Origin of the sequence: Chryseobacterium sp. 3008163 (assembly GCF_003669035.1) — a bacterium.
Lineage (GTDB): Bacteria > Bacteroidota > Bacteroidia > Flavobacteriales > Weeksellaceae > Chryseobacterium.
Genome location: NZ_CP033070.1, coordinates 3,324,949 through 3,342,381, shown reverse-complemented (window position 1 = coordinate 3,342,381; position 17,433 = coordinate 3,324,949). Strand labels below are relative to the sequence as shown.

Here is a 17,433-nt window from a genome sequence, read left to right as displayed (position 1 = left end):
TTTAGTTGAAATAAAGCAAACAGACTAAGCTTTTGCTAAAAAACTTTCGAAAGACGATTGCACAGAAACCGTGCCATCTGACAGGATTTTTTCTAAATTCAGAAATTCAATCTGATTGACAGACGCCGAATCATAATCTTTTTGTACCCTCACATAATTTTCTGTGAAGCCGTACATTTTTCCGTCTTTATTTTCGTGCTCCCAAAGTACTGGAAGGGTTTGCCCAAGCTGAGTTTGGTAGAATGACATTTTCTTTTTTCAGAAAGAATTCTGAGCATTTTATTGCGTCTTTTTCTTTCAGGAATCGGAACTGCGCCATCCATTTCGGCCGCCTCAGTATTTTCTCTTTCAGAATAAGTAAAAACGTGCAGATAACTGATGGGTAGCTCATTCAGGAAATTATAAGTTTCCATAAACAATTCTTCAGTTTCACCCGGAAAACCAACGATCACATCAACACCAATCGCTGCATGAGGCATTACTTCACGAATTTTATTGACTCTATTGTTGTATAATTTGGTAAGATAACGACGTTTCATTTTTTTCAATAATTCATCGCTTCCCGATTGCAAAGGAATGTGAAAATGCGGAACAAAGCTTTTACTTTTAGAAACCAATTCGATACTTTCATCTTTCAAAAGATTCGGCTCAATCGATGAAATACGGATTCTTTCAATACCGTCAACTTGATCTAATTCTTTAATTAAATCTAAAAAGTATGCTCGTGTTTTTTGTTTCCAAATTCACCTTTACCGTAATCACCAATGTTGACACCGGTTAAAACAATCTCTTTAATGTCTCTCGATGCAATTTCTTTCGCATTTTTAAGAACATTATCTATGGTGTCTGATCGGGAAATCCCTCTTGCTAAAGGAATGGTACAGTACGTACATTTATAATCACAACCATCCTGAACCTTCAGAAAAGCTCTTGTCCTGTCCCCGATAGAATAACTGCCGATGAAAAAATCTGTTTCTTCAATTTCACAAGAATGCACAACACCTTCACTTTCAGATTTCTCTAAATCATCAAGATAACTCAAAATGTTGAATTTTTCCTTGGCCCCGAGAACCAAATCTACTCCTGTAATTTGCGAAATTTCTTCAGGTTTTAGCTGAGCATAGCAGCCAACAATTACTACCAAGCCTTCGGGATTGGCTTTCATTGCACGCTTTACGTGAAGTTTACATTCACGGTCTGCATTTTCTGTAACCGAACAAGTGTTAATTACATAAACATCTGCTTTCTCATCAAAACTTACCTTATCATACCCAGCATCTGTCAATTGACGGGCAATGGTAGATGTTTCCGCAAAATTTAATTTGCAGCCAAGGGTGTGGAATGCGGCAGTTCTGTGAAAGTGAGACATTTATTGTTCCTGAATTTTATGGCTGCAAAGATAATGATTTAAATATGAATACTAAATTGATTAAATCTATACTTTGTAATCGTCTCGCACTTCGAGACTATTCGCAAAGCAGACAGAAGAAGAATTCTGAATTTCAATCACTTCATCATTTTTTGAAGATCTTTTATGCATTGCTCACGAATGTTCCAGATTTCATCTAAATTATATGGAATATTCTCGTCAAGAATCCATTTTTTAAGAAAATCTTTGTGAAATGATATTTTCTCTTCGACAATTTCATTGAATTCTATTTCTTTTTCAATCAGCAATTTAGATTTAAAGTCAGCATAATTTGAATTGGGTTTTGTAAAATCAAAATATTCATCATCGATTTTCAGATAATTGTGGGCTTCTGGAATATAATTTAAATTAAATTTTTCTAGTGTGCTTTTAATTTTCTGAGTGTATGCTGCATCCATCTTAAAAATACCGAGAATTAATTTTACATCTTGCTGATCATTTTCAAGAGCCAATTTTCTTAAAATGGCATGTTTTGTACTGCAGGTTCCGCCTAAATCATTAAAAACGCATTGAATATTATTTTTATCTGAATTTCTTTTGTACGGCAATTCTGAAACATATTTGCAGGCAGAACGAAAATCTGTGATATTTCTGTTTAAAAATTCATTAGAAATAATGCCTTTGTCTTTATGAATTTCAAAATTTTTCATGATCTTCTATTTGAAATTATTCTTCATTTCATTATTAAAATCCTCAGATTTATTTCTTGCAATAGAAAGTGTTTTCCAATCTTCATTTTTAAGCATTTTCGCAATAAAAACTATTTGACCGATATGATAAGGATAATGTGCCAATTGTCTGAAAACCGCATCAATTACCGAATGTGCTTCATTCCTGATGTAAATGGTAGCATTTAGATTCTCCTCATTAATTTGATTTAAAGCTTCAAAAAGACATTTCCAACCTTTCTCCCAATAGTCTAATACCTCATCTTTTGTTTTAAAAGTGTTGATAAATTCTTCATCACGCACTCTCCAGGGTTTCTCGCCATCTTCTGTTAAAAAATTCGTCCATCGGGAAATCATATTTCCAGCAACATGCTTGATAATGATAGCGATAGAATTACTTTCTTCATTAAACTGCCAAAAAATCTGTTCGTCTGAAAGCTGCTCAAATGATTTGTCACCAAGCATTTTATAATATTTAAACCTTTTGATGAATAAATCTGTCATGGGTAAATGTTTACTATTTATTTAAAAACCAATTTAGTGTTTTTCACGTATATAAATGTAAATTGCAGCCTATGAATTGTAAGATCAGCCATTTTATGCAGGATTTAAATTCCTTAAATATTGAAAAGCTTGAAAAATGGTTTACTGATGAAACTGTAATTTGGATTCCGCCAGCGAAAGAAATTTCAGGAAAAAGTAGAATCTTAGCTTTATTCAGAGCCATTTTCAGAAGATATGAAAAAATTGAATGGAGCGTTTCTGAAATTTTTCATTTAGGAAATAACAAATATTTTTATCAGACGAATTCTTTAGGTAACATGTCAGGTAAAGGCAGTTATACAAATGAAATCTGTACTATCATTCAGTTTTCTGAATGCGGAAAAATCCTTTATCTCTCAGATTATTTTAAAGATACTAAAGTTTTTAATTAACAAAAGCCATCTTTCTCAAGATGGCTTTCATTATATTCAATCATAAATTTTATTCTCGATTTTTCACCAGTACCCAGCCTGTATATTTGAATAAGGTGTTATTTTTATCATTCTCATTCCATGTAACAGAATACCAATAGTTTCCGGTTGGCACTTTTTTATTTGCTGCAGTTCCGTCCCATTTGTAATTGTTCTTTTTATCTGCCTGGAAAATTTTATTTCCGTATCGATCAAAAATATTGAAGACCAAGTTCTGCTTGTGGCCTAATGCAGAATAGTCGATGATATCATTAATTCCGTCGCTATTCGGTGTAATCACATTCACCAAATTAGGAACAACAATAGCAACACTTATCGATTCGCAATCATAGATATCCTTTATGTAAACCACATGGTCACCCCTTTTAATATTCGTAAATACATTAGAATCTTGCCAATTGACATTATCCATCGAATATTTATACGGTGCCTTACCACCATTTGCATTCACTGTGACAGTAGTATTAGAGATTTCTACACTTGAAATAACTGGTTGCTCAGAAGGATAAACTTTCACTGTCTGATACGAGATACATGATCCCGTTTTTAATTTAACCCAATAATTTCCTACTCCAACATTCGTAATCGTTTGTGTAGTTGCACCGGTACTCCATTCATAACCATCAAATCCTGCGCCCGCATCTAGCGTCGTTCTATCTTCCATACAGATAGTTTTATCTTTTAGAATGGTAGAATAAACAGGAGGAATCACCTCTAAAGTGATTTTAGCAATACCATAACAACCATTTCCATCTGTTACTTTCACATAAACCACTCCGTTTGGAGATACATAAGCTGCGGCCATGGTAGCAGATATTTCATTCGTTCCACTGATGGCATCCTGTAATGATTTATAATATTTTTTAGTCGTACCTGTTTGTGATGTTACGTTTGCAGTTGTAAGGTTAAAAACCGCCGTAACAACATTTTCCTGTAATGCACAAAAACGCAAAACCGCATCATTTACAACAACTTCAGGATAAAAACCCAATGTTATAGCCGCTGTATCAGAACACCCTTCTGTTGTTTTCACAAAAGCATAAACTACTCCGCCTGCCGACACATATTGGGTAGGGTTTGTAATTTCAGCAGTTCCGGCATTGAGATTTGCCATTGTAGGATAATATTTTATCGTTACATTGTTACCTGTGAAGACACCTGCCGTTGTTAAATTGAATGTGCCTGTGCCCGCTTTATTATTGTTACAAGCCAGCAATGTTTTGTCATCAGCGGTGATATTTCCCAATTTAAATTTAAACGGACTGATCTGTCGGCAAAAATTCAAAGGATTATTAGGATTAGCAGCATCCTGATAATGAATACTGTAATAATAAATTGTTGTTGTATTTACCGTAATTGGCGCAGTAATAGGGCTCGTTCCCGCCAAAGCATCATTTTGTGTAGTATGATAAGAAATTACAAAATTCGGATTTCCATTTAAAATTCCTGTAGATAATGTAGAAAAATCGAAAACTGCCGGACTTACGCATATCAGGATCTCTCTCGGATCTAAAGGATTTGCAGCTGGCAATCCTGGCGGAACAAACGGCTGTGGTTGTAATGCGGGATCTGTAAATGGTGAAGCCAACGTTGCAGTTCCTCCCCACGTTAATGAGAACGGAGCCACTGTACTACCTCCTGCTCCCACCCAGTTATCTATATATAAATAATAGGTTTGCCCAGGCAAAACATCCATATATTGACAATAAGGCGTAGGTGAGCCACCTGCTGCATTGGTAATTGTACTGGTCATATTCAAACCGGTTGCAGCACCTACTCCAATTACTGTTGCAGCATTACATCGAAGGGGCGTACCTAAAGCACCACAAGTAACATTAGGACCATATACCGCCCAATCATAATCTGCATCGGGATCAGTTGGAACCAAATCAAAAGTCAACGTTCCCCCAGTAGCAATCGTCAGTTTGTACCAGATAGAATTATGTTCACCCGTAATCAAACAACCTCCCAAAGACTCATTGACTAAGCCAATTCCTGTGGGGCTGTATGTAATATTTGAATTTCCACAAACCGACAATGCAGTCGCACAATCTGCCTGAGAATAAAACATCTGCGAAATGCAGAAAAGAACAAAAAGTAGAGTTTTTTTCATATTGAGTTGGTTATTAGGATTTAAACTTCATCAAATATAATAAATTTAAATTATAATCACCAAATAATGATAAAAATGAACTATTTAACAATAAAAATATTATTTATTTAAATTTTAAACACAAAAATTAACAAACTACTTAATACTCGTCATATTCCCACAAAGGTTTTCAAGATGGAAAATTTTATGAAACGGGCTTTCTACTTCATTCAAATGTTCTTTGTCCTGAATAAAAGTATACCTCGACGCCAGAGAATTCATATCAGAAACGATGACCAGCCAACATTCATCAACCGATCTGTCATAATATGGAAATTTCTCGTTTTTCTTATCTATTATTTCTAAAATTTTCTCAGAACACAGCTCGTCAAAGAGATTCATATTGTATTCGTGGGTGATAAAAACATTTCTTCGGTGAGTAGATTTCCGAATGCTTTTCACACATCCAATGGCTTTATTTTTTTTAATGCTTTTGTAAATATTAAGAATGATTTCCTGTTGCTGCTCTATACTTTCAAATTTTAAATGAGCGTGAAAAGACAAAAAATAAACACCACGATATTTCGTAGTGTCTTCCTGTTCTAATAATATTTCTGCCTGACGGAATATTTTATTTAAATTGCTCTCAACCTTCTTCATTTCAAGATGATTGATGACTTCGGTCAATTCTATTCCAATCTTTTTGTTGTTAAATTTTGCGATAAAGTCTGGACTTTCGCAGGTAAGATTTTCAAAGGTAACCTCAGGGAAATGATGCATAAAAGAATTGAGCAGCAAAATTTCTGCTTTCTTCTTATATTTTTCCCTGTCATGAAGCGGAGATTCGTCTATGGTGCGATGATATTTTTCCATCGGCTTCTTTTTCAGATGACGATTCAGGTAATATAAGCTCAGATTCTTGATTAAATCTTCATCAGAAAAAACCTTTTTCATATTTGGAAGTTTTTGATTATCAAAAATTTATACTTAAAGGTAACTAAAAAAACTATTCAACAGATATATTTAAAAATATTTATTATATAATTAATGTAAAGTTTATTTTCTTAATCAATATCTTTGATTCTTTAAACACAAAAATTGAATTTTTTATGGATTTTAAAAATTTTAAAATACCTTACAGCATTAACGAAAAGTATTCTAAAAAAGTTGCCTATTTTTCAATGGAATTTGCCCTTGAGCAGGTTTTAAAAATATATTCTGGCGGACTTGGCTTTTTGGCCGGCTCGCACATGAGAAGCGCTTACAATCTGAAGCAGGATTTAGTAGGAATCGGGATTCTCTGGAAATTCGGATATTATGATCAGGCAAGAAACCACGATCAAACGTTACAGCCGACCTGGACCAAGAAAATGTACAGCTTTCTTGAAGACACCGGAATAAAATTTCAAATAGAAATTCACAGTGCACCGGTTTGGGTAAAGGTTTGGTATCTTGATCCTGAAACTTTTCACACCGCACCTATGTTTTTCCTTTCTACCGATGTTCCGGAAAACGATCATATTTCAAAAACAATCTGTCACAAGCTTTACGATGCCAACGAATCTACAAAGCTAGCTCAATATATTTTGCTCGGAAAAGGTGGTGCAAAATTGCTGGATGAACTCAATCTGGAAAGAGAAGTATATCATCTGAATGAAGCTCATGGGCTTCCGGCAGCTTTTTATTTATTAAAAAAATACAACGGAAATCTTCAGAAGGTTAAAGAAAAATTAGTTTTTACAACCCACACTCCTGAGGAAGCCGGAAACGAAAAACACAATCTGAAATTATGCTACGATATGTCATATTTTTCAGGTTTAAGCATGGAAGAAACCAAACAATTGGAAGGTTCTGATGGTGAATTGTTCAATCATTCTCTATGTGCCTTGAAAATGGCAAGAATTGCAAATGGAGTATCTCAGCTTCACGGTGTAGTTTCCAGAGCGATGTGGAGCAAGTATCCTGGAATTTGTGAGATTAAATCAATCACAAATGCTCAGGAATTTAAATATTGGGGTGATAAAAATCTTTATATCGCAAAAGATGAAAATAACGATACCATTTTTGATTATCGCAAAAAGCTTTTGAAGAAAAGATTATTTAAAATAGTTGCTGATCAGACCGGAAATTTATTTGATCCGAATGTTTTCACTATTGTTTGGGCAAGAAGATTTGCAGGTTACAAAAGAGCAGATTTACTTTTGCATGATAAAGACAGATTTAGAAAACTATTAAACAATCCAAAATATCCGGTACAGATTATTTGGGCAGGAAAACCTTATCCGATGGATTATTCTTCGATTTCAACCTTTAATACTTTGGTTGAAGAAAGTAATAATCATAAAAACATGGCAGTTTTAACGGGTTATGAGCTTTCTTTAAGCAAATCTTTGAAACAAGGTTCTGATGTTTGGTTAAACAATCCTAGAGTTCCGAGAGAAGCTTCGGGAACATCGGGAATGTCTGCTGCAATGAACGGATCTGTCAATTTATCAACTGACGACGGCTGGATTCCTGAATTTGCTAAACACGGAGAAAACTCTTTCGTCGTACCAAAATGTGATTACGAAAACATGAGCATTTATGAGCAGGATAATTATGATTTAAATAAATTATACGAAATTCTTGAAAACGAAATTCTCCCAACCTATTACGACGACCAGAAAAAATGGAGAAACATTCAGCAAAATGCCATGAACGACGTAAAAGATCAGTTCAACAGCGACCGAATGGCTGATGAGTATTATCAGATTTTGTACAATCAAAATAAATAAAATTAAAATCGTCCGTGAAAACATTTTCACGGACGATTTTTTTTGAAAGTAATAATTATATTTTAATCTGAAAATTTAAGATTTAGCCGTAGAAACTCCGATCTCATAAACACTAGCATGTTTAAGGTACTTTGAGCGCTCTCTTGAAGTAACAGATTCCAAATGGTCATTTTTAATAACAATAATCGGGTCTTCTGTATTTTCAATTTCAAAACTCGCTAAATATCTTTCTTCAGGACCTGTTTTATCCTGATTGGCTTTGATTTTTTGTAATTCGTCAGCATACTGCTTAAAACCTGAGTCTGAAGAGTGAATAAATTTATATTCTGCACCTGCATCTACATAATAGTGTAATTTCTTTTCTATCAAACCAGCTTCTGAAGTTATTTGCGGATTATCATTTCCATCTTTGAAAGCTACTTCTACCAAAGTTCCGCTATGCTCTTGGGTGTATCTTTCAGCATCAGTGAAATTTGAAAAACCAGTATAAACAATTTGATCTTCAAGTTCATATTTGTTTAGTTTCTTATCATGTGTATTCGTTTCCATAATTATTTAATTTAAAGTTAAAGAATACATTCAATTTTACTGCCAAATTACATTCACAAAAAGCTTTTTACTACAATTTGATAAAATTGTTATCTTTGGATTTCTTTAAATTAAGCAATGAAAAAATTCTTACTTACCCTTAGCGTTGTCGCAGCATTTTATAATGTAACAGCTCAGGAAATCACTTTAGATAAAATATACTCGGGATATTACCGTGGAAAAGGCATTGCCGGTATCACATCTATGAAAAACGGTGAAAATTATCTGGTCATCGAACAGGGCGGAATTGCAAAATATTCTTACAAAACTTCTCAGAAGGAAGGAAATTTAGTCGACGGAAATTTTGAAAGCTATGAATTTTCTGATGATGAGTCTAAAATTCTTCTTTTAAAAGAAAGTCAGCCAATTTACAGACATTCTTTTTTAGGTAAATATGATATTAAAGATTTAAAAACCGGAAAAACGACAAGTCTGAATGAAGGAAAACCTATTCAGGAACCAAGATTTTCTCCGGATGCAACGAAAATTTCTTTCATTGTTGATAATAATTTGTTTTATCAGGATTTAAATTCAGGGAAAATTACGCAAATCACGGAGCATGGCGTAAAAAATAAAGTATTGAATGGTTTGGCAGACTGGGTATATGAAGAAGAGTTTGGTCATGCAAGATTGTATGAATGGACAAAAAATTCTGCTGATATTTTATTCGTGAAATTAGTTGAAACTGACGTTCCTGAAATTTACATTCCAATTTACGGAAAATCGCTTTACCCAAGTGAAATGCGTTATAAGTATCCAAAAGCGGGAGAAAAAAATTCTGTTGCATCGGCACATATTTATCATTTGGCAGACGGAAAAAAGACAAAGGTCAATTTAGATCAATTCAAAAATTATTACATTCCGAACGTTATTCAAACGTCAAATGCGGATGAAATTGTTTTGATTACTTCACAAAGAACACAAAACGCTTCTGATGTTTTGAAAGTCAATACAAAAACCGGAGAGACAACAAAACTGTTCACAGAAACGGATGATAAATGGATTGATACAGACAATGTAACTCTTGAATTTTTAGAAGACAACAGCTTTCTTTGGGGGTCTGAAAGAGACGGAAACCGCCATCTGTACTGGTATGACAAAGACGGAAAGCTAAAAAAACAAGTTACCAAAGGAAATTGGGAAGTGACAGATTATTATGGTTACAATCCTAAATCTAAAGAAATTTTCGTTCAGACAACAGAAAAAGGAAGCATCAATAAAGTTGTTTCCAAAATCAATATTGAAAATGGAAAAGCTCAGTTGATTTCTAATGCTGAAGGAAATAACTCAGCAAATTTCAGTAAAAATTACAATTATTTTATTGAAACCTCTTCCACAGCTTCTAAACCTTACACTTTTATTTTAAAAGATGGCACAGGAAAACAATTGAAAGAACTTCAAAACAACGATGATCAGCTTAAAAAGTTGCAGGCAGATAATTTTGCAGTGAAAGAATTTATAACAATTCCAAACGAAGCAGGAGATCAAATGAATGCGTGGATTATTAAGCCTAAAAACTTTGATCCAAATAAGAAGTATCCATTATTTATGTTCCAATATTCAGGGCCGGGATCACAGCAGGTCGCTAATTCTTGGGATAACGGAAACGCACTTTGGTTTGAAATGCTGGCTCAAAAAGGTTATATCATTGCGTGTGTTGACGGACGTGGAACTGGTTTTAAAGGAGCTAAATTTAAAAAAGTAACGTATAAAAACTTAGGAAAATACGAGATTGAAGATCAAATTACAGCAGCAAAATGGTTGGGAACTCAAAAATACATCGACAAAACAAGAATAGGAATTTTCGGATGGAGCTTTGGCGGTTACATGGCGAGTCTGGCAATGACTAAAGGCGCTGATGTGTTTAAAACAGGAATTGCTGTTGCACCGGTGACCAACTGGAGATATTACGATTCTGTTTATACCGAAAGATTTTTGTTGACTCCACAGGAAAATCCGGCTGGCTATGATGACAATTCACCGACGACTTATGCTAATTTATTGAAAGGTAAATTTTTGCTAATCCACGGAACGGCTGATGACAACGTACATTTTCAAAATTCTATGGAATTTTCTGAAGCTTTGATTCAAAACAAAAAACAGTTTGAATTTATGGCTTATCCCGATAAAAACCACGGAATTTATGGTGGACAGACAAGGCCACAACTGTATCAGAAAATGACGGATTTTATTTTGGAGAATCTTTAATTTTAATCTTAAAATTAAACTATAAAAAATCCGAGTCTCTGATATGAGATTCGGATTTTTATTTTCTTTCTTTCCATTGCTCAGAATTTCTGGAAGTATGGAAAACAGAATATATCTCAATTAAATTTTTCTCTTTATTGTAGAAATAGTGAATTTCGAAAGGAAATTTCTTCAGAAAAACGATTCTGTTTTCATCATATTTAAGTTCAAAAGACAAAGGGTTTTCTTTTATAAAATTGATTTTTGAACGAAACTCTTTAATAAATTGAGTCCAAAGTTTCTTATCTATCTTATTATACCAATTATTAATTTCTTTCAAATCCCATTTTACTAAGTGACCGTAAATCAATTTAGTCGCCACTTTCTAAATCATTTAAATAATCATCCATTTCAGACTCAGAAACAAAACTTTGAGGGTTATTTCGAGAATAACTCATCCTTCTTTTAGTCTCTTCTTTTTGCCATTCAGGAACTTCATATTGTTTTTCTTTAAGATATTTATATTTCAGAAAATCAATAAAATTATTTACATCATGTAAAAATTCTTTGGGCAAAGTTTCTAAGTTAGTCTCGATGTCTTTTATAGTTGTTTCCATTTTTCATCTTTTATTTTACTCAAAGTTAATAAAATTCAAATATTGTTTTTAAAATTTTATATTTGTGAAATTGTAAAAATCTTATACATGAAAACCAAACATCCTAAAGGGCTTCCCTATCTATTTTTCACAGAAATGTGGGAGCGTTTCGGCTATTACCTTATCCTCGGAATTTTTGTACTGTACATGATCGACAGCGAAAAAGGCGGATTAGCATTTGATGATAAAAATGCCGATGATATTTTCGGAACTTTTATCGCCTTAACCTATCTAACTCCTTTCTTGGGTGGATTTTTAGCCGACAGAGTTTTAGGTTATATCAAAGCCATTTACATCGGAGGTTTTCTGATGGGATTGGGTTATCTCGGAGTTGGTTTCTTTAAAGAACTTCCTCTTTTTTACGCTTCGTTAGCTTTAATTATCATCGGAAATGGTTTTTTCAAGCCAAGTATTTCTACTCTTTTAGGAAATTTATACAACGAAGAACCTTACAAAGCCAATAAAGATGCTGGTTACAATATTTTCTACATGGGAATCAATATCGGAGCTTTTGTCTGTAATATTATTGCTGCATTTATGCGTAATAAATACGGATGGGGACCTGCTTTCATGACTGCTGGAGTCGGAATGTTTGTTGGACTTTTGGTTTTCACCATCGGAAGACAGCATATCCTTCAGGCAAATATTTTAAAACCTGCACAGGAAGGTGATACAAAAATCTCTGATGTTTTGGTAAAAGTATTTTACCGGCAATTATTTTCGGACTGATTGGATGGTTTATTCCAAGTAATATTTTTGGAAGTGACAGTACAGATGCCTTTATTTTTGCATGTGTACCAGTCATTTATTTCTACGTAATGCTTTATGTAAAAGCCAATGCGGAGGATAAAAAACCAATCGGCGCACTGTTGGCAATTTTTGCAGTAAGCTTAATGTTCTGGGCAGTTTTCAAACAAAACGGAACAGCATTAACACGTTGGGCAAATTATTATACCGACAGAACAGTTCCTGCGCCTTTAGAAAAGCCTTTGGAAGCTATTTACTTAGTTGATAAAAAAGATTTTCAGGATAAGGAAGTTTCTGTTTATGACGACCAGTATCAGGTAAAAAAAGATGACGAAGGAAAACCTATAAAAGAACAAGGTAAAGATGTTTACTTCAGAAATATTTCTCAATCTGATCGCACAAAGCTTGAAGCAAATCCTAGAGAGAAAGTAAATCTTTATAATACAGAATTATTCCAATCCATCAATCCTGGTTGGGTAATTTTACTGACGCCTGTAGTTGTAGCGTTTTTTATGATGCTTCGAAGAAAAGGAAAAGAGCCAAGTACTCCTTCGAAAATCGTTTTAGGATTATTTATTTCAGCATTATCATGTTTGGTGATGGTGGGAGCAGTATATGCCGGGCAAAACGGTTTGGTAAAAGTATCTGCTTTGTGGCTGGTTGCAGCGTATGGAGTCATTACCGTTGGTGAACTTTGTCTTTCTCCGATGGGATTATCATTAGTTTCAAAGCTTTCTCCACCAAGATTAACTGCATTAATGATGGGTGGTTTTTTCCTTTCCACATCAATCGGAAACAAACTTTCAGGAGTTTTAGCAAGTTTCTGGTATGATTATGACAATAAAGCCAATTTCTTTATCGTGAATTTTGGTTTGCTACTTTTAGCAACACTCTTAGGATTATCGATTTTAAAAAGATTAAATAAAATAATGAAAGAAAAAGGAGTTAATTAATTCTTTTATCATTCAACATAGCCAAAGCTGTAGATTCTTCTGCAGCTTTTTTGTTTAAATTAAAATTAAAACCTTGTCAAAAACCCAAAAAAAACTATATTTGTGGGTCTTAACAAAAAATTAACAATTAATATATGGATACAGCAGTTCAGTCGAAGACTAAACACCCTAAAGGATTATGGGTTCTATTCGGAACAGAGATGTGGGAGCGTTTCAACTTTTACGGAATGAGAGCATTGCTTACTTTATTTATGGTAAACTCTCTATTAATGAAAGAAGGAGATGTTACGATAATATATGGTGGCTTTTTGGCTCTATGTTATCTAACACCAATGTTGGGAGGTTTTATCGCTGACCGATTTTTAGGAAATAGATACTGTATCATTGTAGGAGGAGCATTAATGGCACTTGGACAATTCCTAATGTTTATGAGTGCATCAACATTTGGTTCCAATTTAGGATCAGCACAAACATTAATGTGGATTGCTTTAGGCGTAATCATTTTGGGAATGGGTTTTTCAAACCAAATATTTCTTCGATGGTGGGAAGCCTTTATCCAAAGCAGGAAAAATCTAAATTAGATTCTGCATTTACAATTTTCTATATGGGGATTAACTTGGGAGCATTTTTAGGTCAATTTATCTGTCCATTTTTAGGAGATGTAAAAGATTCTAATGGTTTAAGAGACATTCACGCTTTTAAATGGGGATTCTTAGCAGCTTCTATCGCAATGACGATTGGAACATTAACGTTCATTTTACTTAAAAACAAATATGTTGTAACGCCAGAAGGAAGACCAATTGGTGGTTTACCTAGTGAAAGCACAGCAGAAGATTTTGAAGAAGGTGAATCACAAACTGCCAAATTTTCCGGAAAATCTATTGGTATTGCAGTTGTTGTTTTTCTATTAACTTTCTTCGGATTTCAATATTTATTTGTTGACAAAGTTGGGTTTGGTTCTGTTGGAATGGGAGAATTTGTGAAAGCAGTAATCTATCCATTCATTTATTCTATGGGACTTGCTTTGGCTTATTTAATTATGTCTGCAACTGAAAACAAAATAGAAAGAGATAGAATCTGGGTAATTTATATCGTATCTTTTTTCATCATATTCTTTTGGGCAGCTTTTGAACAAGCAGGATCATCATTGACATTTATTGCAGATAATCAAACAGACAGACATATTCTTGGCTGGAATATGCCACCTTCAATGGTTCAGATATTTAATGGTCTGTTTATTGTGGTTTTGGCGGTTCCATTCAGTATGCTTTGGGACAAACTAAGAGCCAACAAAAAAGAACCTGTTTCACCTTTAAAACAAGCGATTGGCCTTGGATTAATTGCTTTAAGTTATTTAATAATTGCTTACAATGTTAAAGATTTAGGAAATACCGGACTACTTGCCGTTAAATGGTTGATTTTACTTTATTTAATCCAAACAATGGGTGAACTATGTTTATCTCCAATTGGTTTGTCTTTAGTTGGAAAATTAGCACCTAAAAGATTTGCATCACTTTTATTTGGTGTATTCTTTATTGCAAATGCAGCAGGTTATGCTTTATCAGGAACTTTAGGATCTATTCTACCTGCAACAGGTGATAAATTTGTTTTAGCAAAAGAACAAAATATAGATTTACAAAAAGTTTTAGATAAAACGTATCAACCTTCCGCTAAAGAATTATTTTTGCTTGCTCAATCTAATTTGGCCGATGTTAATTTTGGTAAAGATGAAACTTTAAAAAAAGAGGTAAATACTTTATTTGCTGAAAACAACAAGATTATTTCTGCACAAAGAGCTGAATTTGAAGCAAAATTTAAGGATGATAAAGTTGCAAAACCAGAATTTAAAATGGATCTTGCTCAGATTAGATATCCATCTGAAGCACAGCTAGCAAAAATTAAAAACGAAAATATAATCAACGCCGAATACAAAAAGTTCTCTGGATTTGAAATTCGCAATTTATTTGAATTTTTCATGGTGTTTGTAATTCTTTGTGGAATTGCAGGAGCTATCTTAGCACTTATCTCTCCTATTTTGAAGAAAATGATGCATGGTGTAAACTAAAAATCATTTTAAAAATAATATTCAAACCTCTGATTTTTTCAGAGGTTTTTTTTTACATTAGTAGATTGTAAAAAACAATACTGAAATCCTTACTTCAAATAACATAATCTATCTATGAGCCTAACATTAGAGGAAATACAAAATTTCAAAGGAAAATACCCCAAACAATTATGGACACTTTTTACGGTAGAAATGTGGGAACGTTTCTGTTTTTATGGGATGAGAGGGGTTCTTACATTTTTCATGGTCGATCAGCTTCTGTTGAAAGATGATGTTGCCAATCTTCAATATGGTGCTATTCAGGCATTTGTTTATGCTTTTACATTTATAGGCGGTATTTTTGCTGATAAAATTTTGGGGTTCAAGAAATCATTATTCTTTGGAGGAATTGTCATGATTCTTGGAAATTTATTGATTGCTTTAGCCCCTCAAGAAATGTTTTACTACGGAATTGCTTTTTCCATAATTGGTACAGGATTTTTCAAACCAAACGTTTCATCAATGGTCGGAGAATTGTATGATGAAAAAGATCCGAGAAGAGATGCCGGCTATGGTATGTTCTATGCGGGAATTAATATTGGCGGACTGTTAGGAGGAGCTTTATGTATCTATTTAGGAAAATATCATTCGTGGACATTATGTTTTCTTGCCGCAGCAGTTGTAATGATTATAGGTTTATTTACCTTTCTTTTTACAAAGAAAAATTTAGGACCAATCGGGAACTCTCCTCTGTTAAATATGGATGTCGGAAAAAGAAGAATCAGAGAAATTGCGGTTTATGCTCTTTCAATTTTAAGCATCCCATTAATTTTTATAATGGTTAAAAATACTGACTACACAGATTATTTCATGTATACCATCGGAATACTTGCTGTCGGATATTTCATTTTTGAATTATTAAAATTAGAACAGGTTAGTTATCAGAAAAAACTGATTGCTGCATTTGCATTTATATTTTTCTACTTCTTATTCAATGCGATTTATGAGCAAAGTGGAGGTTCATTATCATTATTTGCAAAAGACAATTTAGATCACAGTTTATTAGGATTTAATATGGATCCGAATGTTGTGAATAACAGCTCCAATACACTTTTTGTCATCATTTTAAGCCCAATTATAGGTTTACTTTGGCTTTGGTTGGCAAAGAAAAAATTAGAACCAAATACTTTAATAAAGTTCGGAATCGGATTTTTATTCCTTTCTGCATCATTTTATATCTTTTATTACACTAAATTTTTTGCAAACGTTAAAGGAATAACATCGTTAAATGTTTTTGCTTTTGCATACTTTATCACTACAATTGGTGAGCTTTGTCTTGGACCTATAGGAATGTCGATTATTACTAAATTATCCCCCAAAAGATTATTCGGAATGATGATGGGACTTTGGTTTTTAGCAAGTGCATTCGGTCAGCTTGCTGCTGGAAAATTGGGTGCTGAAATTTCAAAATCGAACACAGGAAATGACTTAGTTTCTAAATTACAATCCTATACAGACGGTTACTACCAACTTGCTATTTACGCTCTAATTGCCGGAGTGGTACTGATTTTGATATCACCATTAGTTAAAAAGCTCATGCAGGAGGTTAAATAGAATCTCTGTAACTTGTACAAAATATCAAATCATGAAAAAAATATCCACCATACTTTTCCTTTTTTTTATCAGTTTAAATTTTGCACAGGTAAAATGGATGACGATTGAAGAAGCATTAAATGCTCAAAAAACTCAACCTAAAAAAATTCTGATTGACTTCTACGCAGATTGGTGCGGGCCATGCAAAATCATGGATAAAAAAACGTATGGACATACAGTGATTGCAGAATTTTTAAATCAAAATTATTATCCGGTAAAATTTGATGCAGAGGATAAAAGAACCATAGAAATATTTGGAAGAAGTTTTTCTAATGAGAATAAAGCACATAAAAAAGGAAGAAATTCCCTTCATGAATTTACACAGTTTATGAATGTAGGAGCAGTTCCGAGCACCGTATTTTTAGATGAAAACGGTGCACCAATTACAATTTTGCAGGGAGAACTTTCAGCAAAAGAATTAGAACCTTATCTTTCATTAATTTCAAACGACCTATACAAAAAAATAAAAAACCGTGAAGAATGGGAAGATTATCAGAAAAAATTTAAATCAAATATAAAAGATTAGAAAGTTTCGTAGCGAATTGTTTTTGACATTTAATCTAAAAAAAAATGCTCAATCTGCAAAATGAGAGAGAGCAAAAAAACAAAGTCTAAGCTTTCAAATCTGAAAGCTTTTTTATTTCTAAATTTTCCCGAAATTCGTGCCT

14 protein-coding genes and 2 pseudogenes are annotated in these 17,433 nt (G+C 33.5%); 8 read left to right on the top strand and 8 right to left on the bottom strand.

The window, feature by feature from the left end; genetic code table 11:
- Nucleotides 1-24: 24 nt before the first annotated feature.
- The 3 genes and pseudogenes from mtaB to EAG08_RS15340 all read right to left on the bottom strand — a co-directional run bounded on the left by mtaB (nt 25) and on the right by EAG08_RS15340 (nt 2,601).
- Nucleotides 25-1,369, bottom strand: a pseudogene (mtaB, locus tag EAG08_RS15350) (tRNA (N(6)-L-threonylcarbamoyladenosine(37)-C(2))-methylthiotransferase MtaB).
- 137 nt (nt 1,370-1,506) lie between these two features.
- On the bottom strand, nt 1,507-2,079 hold the full coding sequence (locus tag EAG08_RS15345) for a hypothetical protein (protein ID WP_129536200.1): 573 nt from the start codon (nt 2,077-2,079) through the stop codon (nt 1,507-1,509).
- A 6-nt stretch (nt 2,080-2,085) separates the two neighbouring features.
- Nucleotides 2,086-2,601, bottom strand: coding sequence for a DUF1572 family protein (locus EAG08_RS15340; RefSeq protein WP_129536199.1), 516 nt, complete (start codon nt 2,599-2,601; stop codon nt 2,086-2,088).
- 71 nt (nt 2,602-2,672) lie between these two features.
- On the opposite strand from EAG08_RS15340, the gene EAG08_RS15335 reads away from it, so the two are divergent.
- Nucleotides 2,673-3,032 (top strand): nuclear transport factor 2 family protein, encoded by a 360-nt coding sequence (locus EAG08_RS15335; protein WP_129536198.1) that lies wholly within the window; start codon nt 2,673-2,675, stop codon nt 3,030-3,032.
- A gap of 49 nt (nt 3,033-3,081) precedes the next feature.
- Here EAG08_RS15335 and EAG08_RS15330 read toward each other — a convergent pair whose 3' ends face one another.
- Together EAG08_RS15330 and EAG08_RS15325 are read right to left on the bottom strand one after the other, a co-directional pair.
- Nucleotides 3,082-5,184, bottom strand: coding sequence for a T9SS type B sorting domain-containing protein (locus tag EAG08_RS15330; protein WP_129536197.1), 2,103 nt, complete (start codon nt 5,182-5,184; stop codon nt 3,082-3,084).
- Between the two features lie 135 nt (nt 5,185-5,319).
- Entirely contained in the window at nt 5,320-6,117 is a 798-nt protein-coding gene (locus EAG08_RS15325) for a hypothetical protein (RefSeq protein ID WP_129536196.1), read from the bottom strand.
- Nucleotides 6,118-6,272: 155 nt separating this feature from the next.
- Here EAG08_RS15325 and glgP point away from each other — a divergent pair, with 155 nt between their 5' ends.
- On the top strand, nt 6,273-7,937 hold the full coding sequence (gene glgP, locus EAG08_RS15320) for an alpha-glucan family phosphorylase (protein ID WP_129536195.1): 1,665 nt from the start codon (nt 6,273-6,275) through the stop codon (nt 7,935-7,937).
- Nucleotides 7,938-8,012: 75 nt separating this feature from the next.
- Here glgP and EAG08_RS15315 read toward each other — a convergent pair whose 3' ends face one another.
- Nucleotides 8,013-8,486, bottom strand: coding sequence for a hypothetical protein (locus tag EAG08_RS15315; protein ID WP_129536194.1), 474 nt, complete (start codon nt 8,484-8,486; stop codon nt 8,013-8,015).
- Nucleotides 8,487-8,603: 117 nt separating this feature from the next.
- On the opposite strand from EAG08_RS15315, the gene EAG08_RS15310 reads away from it, so the two are divergent.
- Entirely contained in the window at nt 8,604-10,733 is a 2,130-nt protein-coding gene (locus EAG08_RS15310; RefSeq protein ID WP_129536193.1) for a S9 family peptidase, read from the top strand.
- A gap of 58 nt (nt 10,734-10,791) precedes the next feature.
- Here EAG08_RS15310 and EAG08_RS15305 read toward each other — a convergent pair whose 3' ends face one another.
- On the bottom strand, nt 10,792-11,094 hold the full coding sequence (locus tag EAG08_RS15305; RefSeq protein ID WP_129536192.1) for a type II toxin-antitoxin system RelE/ParE family toxin: 303 nt from the start codon (nt 11,092-11,094) through the stop codon (nt 10,792-10,794).
- Nucleotides 11,084-11,329, bottom strand: a complete 246-nt coding sequence (locus tag EAG08_RS15300; protein WP_129536191.1) for a hypothetical protein — start codon at nt 11,327-11,329, stop codon at nt 11,084-11,086. Before EAG08_RS15300 ends, EAG08_RS15305 begins: the two co-directional genes overlap by 11 nt.
- Nucleotides 11,330-11,416: 87 nt before the next feature.
- Between EAG08_RS15300 and EAG08_RS15295 the strand changes: the two are divergent.
- From EAG08_RS15295 to EAG08_RS15280, 5 genes and pseudogenes are all read left to right on the top strand, one after another.
- Nucleotides 11,417-13,068, top strand: a pseudogene (locus tag EAG08_RS15295) (peptide MFS transporter).
- 134 nt (nt 13,069-13,202) lie between these two features.
- Nucleotides 13,203-13,649 (top strand): hypothetical protein, encoded by a 447-nt coding sequence (locus EAG08_RS22250; RefSeq protein WP_228446594.1) that lies wholly within the window; start codon nt 13,203-13,205, stop codon nt 13,647-13,649.
- Nucleotides 13,607-15,133, top strand: a complete 1,527-nt coding sequence (locus tag EAG08_RS22245; RefSeq protein ID WP_262696743.1) for a peptide MFS transporter — start codon at nt 13,607-13,609, stop codon at nt 15,131-15,133. Before EAG08_RS22250 ends, EAG08_RS22245 begins: the two co-directional genes overlap by 43 nt.
- A 114-nt stretch (nt 15,134-15,247) precedes the next feature.
- A complete protein-coding gene (locus tag EAG08_RS15285) occupies nt 15,248-16,726 on the top strand; it encodes a peptide MFS transporter (RefSeq protein WP_129536190.1) in 1,479 nt (492 codons plus the stop codon).
- Between the two features lie 31 nt (nt 16,727-16,757).
- Nucleotides 16,758-17,291 (top strand): thioredoxin family protein, encoded by a 534-nt coding sequence (locus tag EAG08_RS15280; protein ID WP_129536189.1) that lies wholly within the window; start codon nt 16,758-16,760, stop codon nt 17,289-17,291.
- Nucleotides 17,292-17,433: the final 142 nt, after the last annotated feature.